Annotated in this window: 13 protein-coding genes; 10 read left to right on the plus strand and 3 right to left on the minus strand. The window is 42.8% G+C overall.

What is annotated here, in order from left to right:
- The 6 genes from FCL46_RS00470 to FCL46_RS00495 are packed head-to-tail and all read left to right on the plus strand — an operon-like array spanning position 1 to position 5,545.
- Positions 1-681, plus strand: coding sequence for a F0F1 ATP synthase subunit B family protein (locus FCL46_RS00470; RefSeq protein WP_136807993.1), 681 nt, complete (start codon positions 1-3; stop codon positions 679-681).
- Positions 678-1,223, plus strand: a complete 546-nt coding sequence (atpH, locus tag FCL46_RS00475; protein ID WP_136807992.1) for an ATP synthase F1 subunit delta — start codon at positions 678-680, stop codon at positions 1,221-1,223. The genes FCL46_RS00470 and atpH overlap by 4 nt, the downstream gene beginning before the upstream one ends.
- Positions 1,224-2,747, plus strand: a complete 1,524-nt coding sequence (gene atpA, locus FCL46_RS00480; protein ID WP_136807991.1) for a F0F1 ATP synthase subunit alpha — start codon at positions 1,224-1,226, stop codon at positions 2,745-2,747.
- An 18-nt stretch (positions 2,748-2,765) separates the two neighbouring features.
- Entirely contained in the window at positions 2,766-3,641 is an 876-nt protein-coding gene (atpG, locus tag FCL46_RS00485; RefSeq protein WP_136807990.1) for an ATP synthase F1 subunit gamma, read from the plus strand.
- A 48-nt stretch (positions 3,642-3,689) separates the two neighbouring features.
- Positions 3,690-5,102: a F0F1 ATP synthase subunit beta gene (gene atpD / locus FCL46_RS00490; RefSeq protein WP_136807989.1), complete on the plus strand. Its 1,413-nt coding sequence runs from the start codon at positions 3,690-3,692 to the stop codon at positions 5,100-5,102.
- A gap of 32 nt (positions 5,103-5,134) precedes the next feature.
- Positions 5,135-5,545, plus strand: a complete 411-nt coding sequence (locus FCL46_RS00495; RefSeq protein ID WP_136807988.1) for a F0F1 ATP synthase subunit epsilon — start codon at positions 5,135-5,137, stop codon at positions 5,543-5,545.
- A 270-nt stretch (positions 5,546-5,815) separates the two neighbouring features.
- On the opposite strand, the gene FCL46_RS00500 is transcribed toward FCL46_RS00495, so the two are convergent.
- The 3 genes from FCL46_RS00500 to FCL46_RS00510 all read right to left on the minus strand — a co-directional run bounded on the left by FCL46_RS00500 (position 5,816) and on the right by FCL46_RS00510 (position 11,409).
- A complete protein-coding gene (locus FCL46_RS00500) occupies positions 5,816-7,540 on the minus strand; it encodes an N-acetylmuramoyl-L-alanine amidase (RefSeq protein ID WP_167505898.1) in 1,725 nt (574 codons plus the stop codon).
- Positions 7,541-7,975: 435 nt separating this feature from the next.
- Positions 7,976-10,642 carry a DNA mismatch repair protein MutS gene (gene mutS, locus FCL46_RS00505; protein WP_136807986.1) on the minus strand — a complete coding sequence of 889 codons (2,667 nt, stop codon included), beginning with the start codon at positions 10,640-10,642 and terminating at the stop codon, positions 7,976-7,978.
- A gap of 272 nt (positions 10,643-10,914) precedes the next feature.
- The gene (locus FCL46_RS00510) at positions 10,915-11,409 is read right to left on the minus strand and encodes a metallophosphoesterase family protein (RefSeq protein ID WP_136807985.1); all 495 of its coding nucleotides are present in this window, start codon (positions 11,407-11,409) and stop codon (positions 10,915-10,917) included.
- A 317-nt stretch (positions 11,410-11,726) separates the two neighbouring features.
- On the opposite strand from FCL46_RS00510, the gene efp reads away from it, so the two are divergent.
- The 4 genes from efp to FCL46_RS00530 all read left to right on the plus strand — a co-directional run bounded on the left by efp (position 11,727) and on the right by FCL46_RS00530 (position 15,981).
- Positions 11,727-12,290 (plus strand): elongation factor P, encoded by a 564-nt coding sequence (gene efp, locus FCL46_RS00515; RefSeq protein WP_136807984.1) that lies wholly within the window; start codon positions 11,727-11,729, stop codon positions 12,288-12,290.
- 6 nt (positions 12,291-12,296) lie between these two features.
- Positions 12,297-13,214, plus strand: coding sequence for an EF-P lysine aminoacylase EpmA (gene epmA / locus FCL46_RS00520; RefSeq protein ID WP_136807983.1), 918 nt, complete (start codon positions 12,297-12,299; stop codon positions 13,212-13,214).
- Positions 13,215-13,416: 202 nt separating this feature from the next.
- A complete protein-coding gene (locus tag FCL46_RS00525; RefSeq protein ID WP_136807982.1) occupies positions 13,417-15,015 on the plus strand; it encodes a hypothetical protein in 1,599 nt (532 codons plus the stop codon).
- 66 nt (positions 15,016-15,081) lie between these two features.
- On the plus strand, positions 15,082-15,981 hold the full coding sequence (locus FCL46_RS00530; RefSeq protein ID WP_136807981.1) for a polysaccharide biosynthesis tyrosine autokinase: 900 nt from the start codon (positions 15,082-15,084) through the stop codon (positions 15,979-15,981).
- The last annotated feature ends 77 nt before the right edge of the window (positions 15,982-16,058 follow it).

A 16,058-nucleotide genomic window follows, 5' to 3' on the forward strand; every position in this document is an offset into this window, starting at 1 on the left:
ATGATAGGAGTGAAGCAAGCAACCAGGCTGACTATCCTGGTAATGGTTACACTTTGGTTTACCTTGTCTTCGGCAACTGTATGGGCTTCTTCTACACAGGCTACCCATGGTGAAGATCAGGCTGCGACACACGTTGTAGCTGCTGATTCGCACGGTGAGGCAGCGGCTGCTCATGGCGAAGTGGGCGGAAGTTTGTCTTCTGCAAAGTTGATGGATCTATTCTGGAGAGTCCTGAACTTTGCGGTTCTCGTAATTGGGTTGGTCTACTTTTGTGCTAAGCCTATCGGTTCCGGTCTTGCTGGTCGTCAAAAACAGATTAAAGACGAGATAGAAGATTTAGAGGCCAGAAAAGCAGCAGCTGAAAAATCATATCAGGAGTTTGAGGCTAAGCTCGCAACAGTTGAAAAAGACATCGACAAAGTTGTGGATAAGGCTATCGCTCAGGCTCAGGTTGAAAAAGCGAAAATTATTGAAAAAGCTGAACAGGCTGCAGAAGACATCAAGCGTCAGGCTGAAAGAACAATCCATAAAGAGATCATGGAAGCTAAACGTTACCTGAAGAATGATGTTGCAGACCAAGCCGCTGTGATGGCTGAAGAACTGATCGTGAAGAATCTCACTGATGCTGATCAAGTGAAGATTGTTGAAGATTATTTAGCTAAAGTGGGGGCCGTACAGTGAAACAGACTATCCTTGCAAGAAGATACGCCAAGGCACTATTTGCGGTTGGTAAAGAGCGTGACACCTTTGAAGAATACAACGACACCCTTCAGGGAGTAGCAGAACTTTATTCATCTACTCCTGAAGTAGCTGATGCGTTGACCAACCCACTCTACCCGATGGATATACGGGAAAAGGTCATGGCTGGAATGGTCGGCTCACTTGAAGTTGACAAAGTCATGGGAAATTTTCTGAATCTGCTGGTTCAGAAGTCGCGAGCTGAGATACTTCCGGAGATTGCGGAAGAATATAAGATCATGGTTGATGATGAGAAAAACATCAGTCATGGCAGTGTTATTTCAGCAGTTGAACTTAGTGATGAATTACAAGCCAAGATTCAGGCAACACTTGAAAAGTTAACAGGCAAGAAAGTGGAACTTACAACCAGTGTGGATCCGTCCATTATCGGCGGGGTGATCGCAAAGGTAGGCGATCTGGTACTGGATGGGAGTATTAAAGCACAGCTTGCAGGTTTAAAAGATTCCATTAAGGGGAGAGAATAGATGCAGATTAAAGCCGAAGAAATCAGTCAGATTATCAAAGACCAGATTGGTGAGTACGAAACAAGTATTGACCTGAACGAGACCGGAACCGTTATCTCTGTTGGTGATGGTATTGCTCGTGTTTATGGTGTTCAGAATTGTATGGCTATGGAGCTTCTTGAGTTTCCTGGCGGTATTATGGGCCTTGCACTGAACCTTGAAGAAGATAACGTTGGTTGTGCTGTACTTGGTAACGTTTCAGGAATTAAAGAAGGCGACATCGTAAAGCGTACAGGAAAGATCGCTGAAGTTCCTGTTGGTCCAGAGATGGAAGGTCGTGTTGTTGATGCTATTGGTGCACCGATTGACGGACAGGGACCAATCAATGCTGCTCTGAGTTCTAAAATTGAGGTTCTGGCTCCTGGTGTTATCGCTCGTAAAGGTGTTCATGAACCATGTTACACAGGTGCTAAAGCTGTTGATGCTATGACTCCTGTTGGTCGTGGTCAGCGTGAGCTCGTAATTGGCGATCGTCAGATCGGTAAGACCTCTCTTTGTGTTGATGCTATCATCGCTCAGAAAAATACTGACGTACATTGTATCTACGTTGCTGTTGGTCAGAAAAAATCTACTGTTGCCCTGGTTGTTGAAGCTCTTAGGAAGCATGGCGCAATGGAGTACACAACAGTTGTTGCAGCGTGTGCATCTGATCCTGCTCCAATGCAGTACATCGCACCTTTCGCTGGTTGTTCCATGGGTGAGTATTTCCGTGACAACGGAAAACATGCTCTGATTATCTATGATGATCTTTCTAAGCAGGCTGTTGCATATCGTGAGCTTTCACTGCTCCTCAGACGTCCACCAGGACGTGAAGCATATCCTGGAGATATTTTCTTCAACCATTCTCGTCTTCTTGAGCGTGCTTCCAAAGTTAATGATGAGCTTGGTGCTGGTTCTCTGACCGCTCTTCCGATCATTGAAACACAGGCTGGTGACGTTTCTGCATTTATTCCAACCAACGTTATTTCTATTACTGATGGTCAGGTTTACCTTGAGCCAAACCTTTTCTTCTCCGGTGTACGTCCTGCAATTAACGTAGGTCTTTCTGTATCCCGTGTTGGTGGTTCTGCACAGTGTAAAGCTATGAAGCAGGTTGCTGGTACCCTTCGTCTTGATCTTGCTCAGTATCGTGAACTTGCAGCTTTTGCTGCATTCGGTTCTGATCTTGATGCAGCAACTCAGGCAAAACTTACTCGTGGCGAGCGTCTTGTTGAGATCTTGAAGCAGCCTCAGTATCAGCCACTTTCAATGGAGAAGCAGGTTACTATCATTTACGCTGGTTCTAATGGCTATCTTGATACACTTCCAGTTGACAGTCTTGCTGAGTATGAGCAGGAACTGTTTAACTATATTGAGTCTAATGAGCCTTCAATTTTCTCTGATCTTACAGAAGAGCAGGCATTCACTGATCCGATTAAGGAAAAACTCAATAAAGTGCTGACCAGCTTTGGTGATACTTTCAAGGCAACAAAAGGTCTTAACTAATACAGATAGGTACCGAATATGCCGAGTTTAAAAGAAGTTAAAACAAAGATCACGGGTGTCAAAAAGACATCCCAGATCACCAAAGCCATGAACATGGTTGCCGCCGCAAGATTGCGTGGTGCCCAGGATAAAATGGAAGCGTTTCGTCCATATACGTCCAAGTTCAATGAGGCTATGTCCAATTTGTCAGGAGGTGCAAACCCTGATCAGTTTCCACTCATGGAGAACCGTGAGGTAAAAACTGTAGAACTTGTGGTTGTCACTTCTGATCGAGGATTGTGTGGTTCCTTTAATGCAAACATCATCAAGCGGGTCGAAAAGATGATGGCAGCATACGAAGCAGAAGGAAAAACAGTAAGCCTCGTCTGTGTAGGAAAAAAAGGTTATCAAATTCTTAAGAAAACAGGCAAGGTTCGCAAATTCTATAGCGATATTATGTCGAGTTTTCAGATGTTTAATGCTAGAGAAATTGCAACTGATATAGCAGACAATTTCTTGAAAGGCGGATCTGATAAAGTTGAAGTGGTTTTCAGCAAATTTAGATCAGTAGCATCCCAGATAGCCACCGTCGCACCTATGTTGCCTGTTCAGCCTATTGAGAACACTGAAGAGGTTGAGGCATCAAGTAGCAGCTCCGGCGACTACATTTATGAACCTTCAGAAGAAGAAATCATGGATGTACTGCAGCCGCTCTATCTTAATGTTGTTGTGTATGCTGCAATGCTTGAGGTAGGTGCTGGTGAGCATGCTGCCCGAATGACCGCGATGGATAATGCAACCAATGCATGTAAGGATATCGTTGAAAACCTGACAGTAGTCTACAATAAGGCACGTCAGGCTGCGGTTACGAACGAACTTATGGATATCGTGGGCGGCGCAGAAGCCCTGAAATAATTTTTTGACTATACAGATAATTTATACTTTTAGGAGGGGTAAAGCCCTATGAGTGAGCAGAGAGTTGGAAAAATAACACAGGTAATTGGTCCTGTATGTGATGTCGAATTTGAGGCTGGGAATCTTCCAGAGATCATGAATGCGCTCCTGGTTACCAATCCAGGCATCTCCGACGAGGAAGATAACCTCGTCGTTGAAGTTGCACAGCATCTCGGTGACAACGTATGTCGTTGCATCGCTATGGATCAGACTGATGGTCTTGTTCGTGGTATGGAATGTAGAGACACCGGTAAGCCTATTACAATTCCTGTTGGTGAGGCATCCCTTGGTCGTATTATGAACGTTGTCGGTCGTCCTGTTGATGGAATGGGCGAAATCAGCGCGAAAGCAACTATGCCTATTCACCGTGATGCGCCATTGTTTACCGAGCAGGATACTGAGGTTCGTGTTCTTGAGACCGGTATTAAAGTTATCGATCTTCTTGTTCCATTCCCACTTGGTGGAAAGATGGGACTCTTCGGTGGTGCCGGTTGTGGTAAGACCGTTATCATGATGGAGATGGTAAACAACATCGCTATGCATCATGGTGGTATTTCTGTTTTCTGTGGTGTTGGTGAGCGTACTCGTGAGGGTAATGATCTCTACCATGAGATGAAAGATTCTGGCGTACTTCCAAAGGCTGCACTCGTTTATGGTCAGATGACTGAGCCTCCGGGAGCACGTGCACGTGTTGCTCTTACCGGTTTGACTGCAGCTGAGTACTTCCGTGATGTTGAAGGCCAGGACGTTCTCTTCTTCGTTGATAACATTTTCCGTTTTACCCAGGCTGGTTCTGAGGTATCCGCGCTTCTTGGACGTATTCCGTCTGCTGTTGGTTATCAGCCAACACTTGCAACTGATCTTGGTGCGCTTCAGGAACGTATTACATCAACCACCAAAGGTTCAATTACTGCTGTACAGTGCGTTTACGTACCTGCGGATGACTTGACTGATCCTGCACCGGCTACTACCTTCGCTCACCTTGACGGTACTGTTGTACTTTCCCGTCAGATTTCAGAGCTTGGTATCTATCCTGCTGTTGATCCACTCGATTCAACATCTCGAATTCTTGATCCAAATGTTATCGGTGAAGAGCACTATCAGGTTGCACGTGGTGTTCAGGTAACACTTCAGAAGTACAAAGATCTTCAGGATATTATTGCAATTCTTGGTATGGACGAACTTTCTGAAGAAGATCAGATTCTTGTTACTCGTGCCCGTAAGGTACAGCGATACTTGTCTCAGCCGTTCACCGTTGCTGAGGTATTTACAGGTATGCCAGGAAAATTCGTTAAAGTTGCAGACACCGTTCAGGGTTTCAAAGAGATCCTTGAAGGTAAGCATGACGAACTGAACGAGAACTCCTTCTATATGGTTGGATCAATCGATGAGGCTGTAGCTAAACAAGCCGCATCTAAATAAATTTCCAATCATCTAATAGAGAGGTCAATCCGATGGCAGAACTGATTAGACTAGAAGTTGTTACACCTACAGGAGCAGTTGTTAACGATGATGTTGAAATCGTTAACGCGCCTGGTTATGGTGGCGACTTTGGTGTACTGGCAAATCATGCTCCGTTTTTGTCTACAATTAAAATCGGCACGTTGACCTACGAGAAAGATAAAAGCCGAAGTGCGCTGATGATTAGCGGTGGTTTTTGTGAAGTATCGAACAATAAGATTACTTTTCTTGTTGAAAGTGCCGAATTTGGTGGAGACATTGATGTCGATAGAGCTATGAAGGCGAAAGAGAGGGCAGAAAAACGCCTTGCTCAGGCGTCAGCTCACGACGATAACTTAAACCTGACGCGAGCTGAAGCAGCATTACAGCGTGCGTTGGCAAGACTTAAGACCGCTAAATTGTAATATTTACTAGCTGATTATGTCTTAGTATTAAGAGGCTACCCTTATAAGGGTAGCCTCTTTTTTTTTGACTATTTTTCATTGAAAAACACATGTGTTTTACTGAAACTGGAATAACAATTTGTGGACCAGAAGAATACTTACGTTATTTTGTCGACAGCTACGACATCACAACACGTAATGAGTGTCTTGCATGACTGTCAAATATCGATGAATAGCGGAGATTGTAACTGTAGCGTTGGGAGAAAAGAGGCGAAAAATAAGGGAGGAACGTCAATATGTCTGCATGCTAACGCTTGTAGTATTTGTGTTAATGTATTTCCTGATTCCAATTGAAATTTTTTGGGCAAGCTCATTGATAAAATGCTGGGATTCAAGATTCTTAGCATCATTTTCGTTGCTGATGAATGCTATTTCTAGAAGAATGGCTGGCATTTCAGCACCTATCAGGACGTAGAATGGAGCTTGTTTTACGCCAAGGTTTCGTATATCACCAAATGAATTGTCTGATAGTCCTGAAATTATAGAGTTATGCACTTGATTTGCCAGGCGCGATGACTCATTGATTTTCGAATTTTTCATGATATCAGAAAGAATATCCTGGAGGTCACTCATTTGATGTGTAGATGTTGCATTTTCTCTGGCGGCAACACGCATTGCTTCAGCATTTGTACTTAGATTCAGGAAGTAGGTCTCAACCCCTCTGACAGTAGGAGATGGGTGTGCATTTATATGAAGCGATATAAACAGGTCTGCTCCTTCGGTATTTGCAATGGCGGTACGTTCTTCAAGTGTTATGAAGCTGTCATTATCCCGGGTCAGCAAGACTTCACATCCAAGTTGATTCTCCAGCACAGGCTTGAGTTTTTTGGCGAGCCCAAGAACAATATCTTTCTCTTTTAGACCATTTGCCATTGCACCAGGATCTTTACCGCCATGGCCTGGATCCAGTACTATTTTTTTTACGCCAAGGCCGAGTTGCTGGGCGAGTGATAATACTGGGTCATTGGAAATTAGAGTTTTTGATTGTGTCTTTCTAATAATTCCGTCATTTGATCGAACCCGGAACTTCTTTTGCTCATGCAAAACGACAGTACCTTCTGAACGAGTATCCTGGATTATCTTAATAGGAGTGTTCGAAGGGGGCAGCTTTTTGATTTGTGCTTGCTGATCTGTTGATTTTCCACGAACATCAATTACCACACGAAATGGATCCGGAAGGCTATAAATTTTATAGCTATCAATACTTTCAATATCAAGCACAACCCTGACCGTGTCTTTACTGAATTGTCCTGTCCTGATGCGTTTAAGCAGACCATCTTCTATGGGTACCGGAGCCCTGTATTGTGGCTCTATATAGCTCTCATGAAAATCGACATATAACCTGCGAGGAGTATTTTCAGTTACCTTGAGAAGTTTTTCCTTATAGTTTACGGGACCTGAAGCCATGATAACCACACGGGAATAATCAGATGATGACCAATACTTTACGGGGAGTACATAGTTAAGTTTACTGAGATTTGAACTCCCAACCATTTCTTTTGGCAGTGCAATGTCGTGATCTGTTGATAATTGCTTCATTTGGTCTGCAGCCTGTGCATGCATATCGCCGGATGGGTAGTCCTGTATGACTTTAATGAAGTTATTTGCAGCTAACTGTGGATTTGGTCTGTCAGTAAGATAAATCAAGCCTATAGCATAATAGGCATCGTCAGCCAGCTTATGATCGGGGAATAGTCGGGCAGCATCTTTGTAATAGCCAATAGACTCATCTAATGCTGAATCCTGCTTGAATCGATGAAACATTTGGTTATTGAGGCGTCCGAGCATATACAGGCAAGCGGCAGCTTGCGGAGACTTAGGACTTGCCAGGTAAATTCTTCTAAAGTTCTGTGCGCCCTTTTCCCAGTTAATCTCTTTTTGGGCTAACTGTTCATTGGTAATCAATTCGTTGAGGTAGAATTTTGCCTGATCGTAGCGCTTATCAAGAGATGGCATATCTTCACCAATAGCCAACGCGATGTTTATTTGAAAGCATTGAAATGCAACAAGAAAAACAAAGGTAGTGAGGATGAATATTGTTGACTGTGAAGGCTTTTTAATCATCAAGAAGTATGTGAGATATTTATCAGGTTTCTCAGCTCAATTAGAATCGCTGAAGGTTGGGGGAGAGCGTAAAAATGAAAGGTCTCTCAGTATTGTATAAGTAGTATTGAATATACAAAAAAGCGGAATGTATGGCAAAGTAAAAGGGCTGACGACTACTTAAGAAATAATCGACAGCCCTGCAGATTGTGCGTGATCCGTGAAAAACAATACAACGGACTGAGTCCTTTTACCTTTAGCCTAAGTCCTGCTTTCATTCTATGCAGAATGCTGGAAAAGCAAAAGATTTGGCAAAGAAAAATGAGAATATATCAGTAATAGACCGTGTTAATTGTTTAAATCCTTTAAGGCGTATATTGCTTCCAAAGCTTTACGTGGAGTGAGATCATCAGCATCAATGTTACGTAAAAGGTCTCTGAGTGGATCAATCGGTGGTTGAAAGAGTGAGAGTTGGTCTGGGTGTGCTCGGTTTTTCTTGTTCTTTCCGGGAGAGGATTTTGCAATTACTGGTTTGCCGGATTGGTCGAATTCCCCTTGTTCAATGTTCTTAAGAATTTCTTCGGCACGTTTAACAACATGCTCAGGAACGCCGGCAAGGGCAGCAACCTGAATACCATAGCTGCGGCTTGTGCCTCCAGCAACGAGTTTGTGAAGAAAAATAATAGAATCATTCCACTCTCTGACAGCTATAGAGAAATTTTTAACTCTAGGCATGGTGGCGGCGAGGTCTGTGAGTTCGTGATAATGCGTAGCGAACATTGTTTTAACGCCAATACCGTTTTTTTGCACAAGATCTTCAGCAACAGCCCAGGCAATCGAAAGACCATCATATGTTGATGTGCCGCGTCCGATTTCGTCGAGGATAACCAGACTTCTTGGAGTGGCATTGTTCAGAATATTTGCCGTTTCACTCATCTCTACCATAAAGGTGGATTGGCCTCGACGAAGGTCATCCATTGCTCCGACTCGTGTGAATATTTTGTCTACGATCCCGATTTTTGCTTCAGCAGCTGGTACGAACCCACCCATCTGAGCAATCAGAACAATGAGAGCTGTCTGACGAAGAACAGTTGACTTACCTGCCATATTCGGACCGGTGATAATCTGGAGTTGCTGGGAGTCGTGATCAAGGTGCGTGTCGTTGGGTACGAATTTACCAGAGGGTAGAGATCTCTCAATTACAGGGTGACGTCCTTCGCGAATAATAATTTCATTGTCATCAGAGATTACTGGACGAGTGTAATTGTAACGCTGGGCTACTTCTGCCAGTGAGCTAAGCAGATCTATTTGTGCAAGTTGATGAGCTGTTTTTAAGAGCTGCGAACTATGGGATGCCAACGTATTACGGATATTGACAAACAACTCGTATTCAAGCTCGAGTCTTCTATCCTGCGCTCCAAGAACTTTACTCTCAAACTCTTTGAGTTCAGGTGTGATGAATCGCTCTGCATTAACAAGTGTTTGTTTTCGTATATAATGATCAGGAACGTTCTCCGAGTGGATTTTGCTTAATTCAAAATAGTACCCGAATACCTTGTTGAACCCGACTTTAAGCTTTGCAATACCGGTAGCTTCACGTTCGCTCTTTTCTAATTCAAGTATTGTTTTTTTCCCATCTCGTTGAATACCAATAAGCTCATCAAGTTCCTCGTTATACCCTTCCCTGATAAGGTTACCATCACGCAAGGTAATAGGTGACTCCGGATTAATCGATGATTCGAGAAGTTCGTATAAGCTGCCCTGAGGATCAAGGTTATGGGCTACGTGGTGGAGTTTTTTTACCTCGCACGATTCAAGTAATGTACAAATAGCAGGGAGCTGCCCGAGTGATTGTTTTAAGGCAAGCATGTCGCGACCATTGCCTGTACCAAGAGTCATTCTGCTTGTGAGTCGTTCGATATCATACACAGAATCAAGAAGAGTACGGAGATCCTGGCGAATGGCAGTGTGCTGGAATAAATAGCTCACAGCACTAAGTCGATTGTTTATCCTGTCTTTATCCTGAAGAGGAAAGAGAAGGCTCTGTTTCAACATGCGGGCACCCATCGGGGTACAAGTCTGGTCGAGAACCGAAAGGAGTGATCCTTCGCGTTTGCCACCAATCAACGTCTGGGTGAGTTCGAGATTGCGCCGCGAGGAGTCGTCAATCTGTAAAATTGCCTGTATATCGATCGGTGTGAGTTGTACGATATGATCTACAGCAGACTTTTGGGTTTCGATTATGTATTCGAGCAGGGAACCTGCTGCTAAAATCCCCTGAGTAAACCCACTGCAGCCAAACCCATCAAGTGTAGCGACACTAAAATGATCATGCAGCTGCTCATGTAGTGACTCCGGGTGATACAATGCTTGGGGACGGAGAGTTAAACAAACACCTGGTAACAGTAATTGCGCACTTTCAAGCAGGTCAGCAAATTGAGTGAGATCGTTTTCGTTCACTATTATTTCTGATGGTGTGAGCCTGGTAATCTGATCGATTACAGGTTCTCCGGTGGATGTCTTATCTGCAAATTCACCTACAAGAAACTCACCTGTACTGGCATCTAGAAAACTGACTCCGTAAAGAGTTTCTCCGGAAAACTCCTTACCAACGATAGCACAGACATAATTATTTGACTTATCGTCGAGCAAAACATCATCGGTAATAACACCGGGAGATATTATTCGAATTACTTCTCGTTTAACTATTCCTTTAGCCTCGGAAGGATTTTCAACCTGTTCACAGATTGCTACACGTTTCCCGGCCTTAACAAGTTTTGTGAGATAGGTTTGCGCTGCATGGTAAGGAATACCGCACATCGGGACTTTGGGGGCGTCACTTTTATTATTACGGGCAGTGAGGGTAATTCCAAGAATCTTTGAGGCAATCTCAGCGTCCTCAAAAAACATTTCGTAAAAATCCCCCATTCTATAAAAAAGAATCGTATCTTTATGTTGTTCTTTAATTTCCAGGTACTGCTGGAGCATGGGGGTAAGCTTGAGATTGGCAGTCATTGCTATATGTAAAGAGTAAAGGTGAAGGTTAATACCTGATAATGATCTACTGATTGCGGCCAAGTGTACATTGAAGGGGATTTAATCTCAAATGAAAGTGGCGTATAAAGTGTTCTGTTGGCTTAGTAACATGAACTTGAAGAATCTATATGAATGTAAATAATGAGTAGGAATGTGCGACATTGATCATTGTTAACATGTTGATGTGATGACTAATAACTGAGCTCTTGGCGCATTCTTCTTAGGTGAAATCTCTTGAATACGGACTGATGTTATTGCAATGGGACTTCATGTATTTTGGCGTGAAGGCCGTTATCAGCAATAGTGAGTATGCAGAAGGTAGCGGGAGCGCCATAGCGACCGGTAGATTGAAAACTGCCTGGATTGATCAGTAAGGTCGGGCCAAGTTTATGGCAAACCGGAATGTGTGTGTGGCCGTAAATGATACAGTCTGCCAGCGGGAAGAGATCGTACATCCTATCCTCAATATTATGACGCGGTCCTGCTCCATGACAAAGGGCAAATGAATAACCGTCAATAGTGAAGGTTCTGTGTGCAGGTAGTACTTTATGTGTATGGGGATTACACATGTTGCCATGAACTGCGTACATTTCTTTACCCTCGAAAGCCTCTAAAATTGATGTGTCGGTCAGGTCGCCTGCATGTACGATAATTGTGCAATCGTTAAAGCACGACTTTACTGCTTTTGTGAACGTTAAGCTGTTGCATTCGATATGAGTGTCTGAGAGTATTCCTATTTTAGTCATTACATGTCTCCTTGAGTCCAGCGTTATCTTGGGATTGTATACCAGGCTTCTGATTGTAACCATCACAAAAGAACGTACATTAAAGAAAAGGGTGACCTTGCCCGAAAAAAACGTCTACCATCGAGCCATGTAAAGTCAGGACAGTTTGGGCTAAATTTTAAGAGTTGCCAAGATAGCCAGAAGGCAGGTATACTGTGTCTTTATGCTATGCTTTTGGGTGCAAAAAAAATTGTATATAATGCACTCCAGATAAAAAATTTGAACTAATCAAATTATCACCAAGAGTTCGGCTTGGCCGAAATTGATGGAGAAATATTATGCTGAGTGCTTCGGACTTACGTAAAGGACTTAAGATACAAATTGACGGCAACCCATATCTAATTACCAACTTTGAATTTTCAAAACCAGGTAAGGGGCAGGCACTATACCGCTGCAAAATGCGGAATATGATCAACGGAAACCAGTTGACCAAGACCTATCGCTCTGGTGACAAATTTGAAAAAGCGTTCCTCGAAGAGCGGAAAATGCAATTTTTGTATCATCAGGATGGTGAATACCACTTCATGGATACTGAAAATTATGAACAGCTTTTCCTGACAGTGGATCAGCTTGGTGATAATGTAAGTTTCCTGATGGACAATATGGATTTGGAAGTTTTATTTTTTAATGATAAACCCATTGATGTGAGTTTGCCGATTTTTGTTAACCTGACTGTTACAAAAGCAGACCCTTGGGTTAAAGGTGACACCTCAGGTACAGATACCAAGCCCGTAACTGTTGAAACAGGATATCAGCTTCAGGTACCTCCTTTTGTTGAGGAGGGAGATAAAATCCAGATAGATACCCGCACTGGAGAATATGTAACTCGGGTGAAAGAGTAAGATATTATGTTGGATGTTCAAGGGTTGCACACTCGTGCAACCCTTTTTTCATTTCTTAGAGCGTTTTTTTCTGAGCAGGGTTTTCTGGAAGTTGATACTCCAATCCGTCAACCGGTGATTCTTCCTGAATGCAATATCGAGCCGATAATTGCGGATGGACAATATCTGCAAACGTCTCCGGAACTGTGCATGAAAAGGTTACTGGCTGCAGGTTGCGATAAAATCTTTCAGATTTGTCATTGTTTTCGAAAAAACGAAGTAGGTAATCGGCATTTAGAAGAATTCACAATGCTGGAGTGGTATCGTCGGGGGAGTGACTATCACCAATTGATGGAGGATTGCGAGTGTCTTCTGAAATTTGTTGTTGATGCGTTTATTAAGAATTCCGGAAATAATCTGATAAAAATCAGAAAATCACTTCTGCTTGAACAGCTTACAAATACCCCTGAAAAAATCACGGTGAGTGATGCTTTCAAAAAATATTCTCCAGTACCTCTTGATCAAGCACTCAAAGAAAATGATTTTGACGAGCTGTTGGTTGAATATGTTGAGCCGCAACTTGGAATTCAGAGGCCAACATTTCTTATTGAATATCCAAGAGAAATGGCCTCACTTGCCATCTTGAAGCAATCGGACCTATTAGTTGCAGAGCGTTTTGAGCTATATTTTAACGGCATTGAACTTGCGAATGGTTTTTCAGAATTAACAGAATCAGCTGAGCAGGAAGCACGTTTTATTGAAGAACTTTCCATCATCAGAACGACCCACGGCCGCAAGCAGAAGATGCCAATCCGCTTTTTAGCTGAAATTGATTCAATTGGTTCTGCTGCAGGTATAGCTTTTGGATTTGACAGACTCTTGATGTTGCTGACTGGTACAAATGTAATAAATGATATTGTCTCTTTTTCCCCGGAGGATTTTTAGCAACCTGCTTTTCCTGAGTACCTGACTTTGGGATGCTGGTTAGTTTTCGTACTAAAGATGGTTGTTCGTTCAGGCGAAAAGACTCTTTTTGTTGTTAGATGTTGATTGTTGGGGCGATATGCTCTAAAGTCACTATACTTTCAACATTATCATTGTATTGCGGGATATCTATTAAGAAATTAATGCTGACATATTACTCATTATGGAAAAACAACAAAGCCTGCTTCTAAAAAAATATTTCGATCTTCTTCTTCGCTGGAAGCTTCTGCTTATAATTTTGCTGTTGATTAGCCTGCCGGTTGGCCTGGTGTATTATGTAAAAACACCTAAGGTCTATATGTCATCGAGTTTACTGAGCTACCAGCAGCAGAGCGTGAGCCCCAACAAAATGTCGCCTGATGTACAATCACGTATAAAAGATATCGTTAGCACATTAACGCAGATTGTAACTTCAAGAACGAATTTGGAAAATTTAATTATAACATTTGCTCTTTATCCTGAAGAACGTGAACGTTTCCCGATGGAAGACGTAATCGATATAATGCGGAAGCATATTGACATTCAGCCGTCAAGAAGAGGTGATACTTTTAAAATATCATTTTCAGGAGAAGATGCAACCAAGGTTGTGAAGGTAACCAATGCTCTGGCGGCGAAATTTATTGAAGAAAATCTTAAATATCGGGAAGAACGGGCTAGTGAAACATCTGCATATACCAGCAACGAACTTGAAATGGCTAAGTCTACAATGGACGCCAAAGAAGCTGCTATGCGTGATTATAAATTAAAATATTATAATGAAATGCCTGGCCAAAGAGAGGCAAATGTGTCTCGTTTGGTATCGCTGCAGGAGCAGTATCAAGGGATGCAGTTGAGCATTCTAGAGCTTGAACGAACAAAAGTCATGATTCAGGAGCAGATTGCAATACGTAAAAGAACAATTGCTGCTGAGGCCGCAGCGCTTGCTGCTACCCTCCCTGAGGGAGCAGTCTCGTCACCTGAATCAGACTTTACATCAAGTTTGGAGCATTTGCGTAAAATGCGGATGTATCTTGAATCCTTAAAAATCAAATATACGGAAAACCATCCTGAGGTTAAGAGGACTCAAAAAATCATACGAAAGCTTGAAGAGGAATTTCAGGCAACTGATGAAGACTCAGGCTTGGCTAAAGGCAAACCTGGTAGAAGCAGGAAGAAGGTCAGTACACCTGATAAAGATCTTTTAGATTTTCAAACGCAGTTTATGAAAACTTCCTTCAAGATTGAAACTATGGAAGCTGAAAAAGAACAACTCAGTGGCAAGATTTCAAAATATGAGGAATGGATAGCTGCAACTCCTGAACGCGAAGCTGAGTGGTCGTCTATAATTAGAGAATATGGACAATTAAAAAGCCATTATGATTCACTGGTAGGACAGGATCTGCAAGCCAAGTCAATGCTGAATCTTGAGAGAAGACAAAAGGGGAGTCAGTTTAAGGTCGAAGACCCTGCCAGATTTCCTGAAAAACCGATCAAGCCGGACTTTTTGAAAATTATGGCATTATGTGTTGTCGGGGGGCTGGGACTCGGTGTAGGCGGAATTCTAGTAGTTGACTTCCTTGACGGGTCGTTCAGAGATCCTGATGAGATTGAGGCGTATCTTGGCGTTCCTGTTATCAGCACAATAGCCCTTATAACTACTGATCGCGAAAATAAGAAGACTCGGCTTTTTGATATCGGTTCTGTGCTGGTTGTCGTTATAGGCATGGTTATGGTACTTGCTCTATTTTGGTATGCATGGAGTAACGGGAAAATCGTATTTTGACAATAGATCGAAGGTGATTTTGATCGAAACAACATTGCCAAAAATATTGCAGAGGTTTATTGGTTTATGGGGAATATAGCAGATGCATTGGAAAAAGCAGGGGTGGAACTCATTGATAAGGGAGTTGCTTCTGAAGGTGAAAATTTCAGGGTGGACAACGAGCGGGAAACAAGAAACGATAATCACAATTTCAGCGATGATTCTAATAGCCCTTCTGATCACCTGACAAATTTGAACACTAATAGTTTCGATGATTGGGATGAACGGATCGATATGGTATCCAACAGGTCCTCTCAAGCATCTGAGGCCTTTAGAGTACTACGATCCCGGATCATGTTTCCAGAAAATGGAATTTCCCGCCCAAAAACTATCATGGTAGCCTCAAGTGCTCCGGAGGAAGGGAAAAGTTTTGTGTCTATCAATCTTGCCGTGGCAATCGCCAGAGGGCTTGATCAGTATTCCTTGCTTGTTGATTGCGATCTACGCCGACCAAGCATTTTGCGACTACTCGGGATGGAGGGAACTGTTTCAGATGGCCTGACTGAGTATCTACGTGAGGAATCAGATTTACCTGCCCTTATACACAAAACTGCAGTTGAAAAGCTCTCTTTCATGGGGAGTGGAACCATTCCGGCTAACCCAGCAGAGCTGCTGTCATCCGGAAGGATGTCGCGGCTTGTTAATGAGTTATCGGGTAGATACACTGACCGCTTTATTATCTTTGATAGCCCCCCCTTCCAGGTAGCTTCCGAAGCAATTGTGCTTTCCAAGAAGGTAGATGGTGTTGTAATTGTTGTAGGAAGTGGAAAATCTGACAGGACCAAGATTAAAACGATGGTTGAAAATATCGGCCCGGATAAGGTTATTGGTGTTGTTTTTAACAGCCATAAGGAAGGGTATTTTGCAAAAAAATTGTTTAATCCTTATGGTGGATACGGTCACTATTACGGAGATGATAAAATTTAGGTACGGCTTCCCCCTGATCTCTGATCAGTTCCAGTGGCGTCAGGTTTGAAATTTTTGTCAGTGAATCATAGTTGGTT

The organism is Desulfosediminicola flagellatus, assembly GCF_005116655.2.
Classification (GTDB): Bacteria; Desulfobacterota; Desulfobulbia; order Desulfobulbales; family Desulfocapsaceae; genus Desulfopila; species Desulfopila flagellata.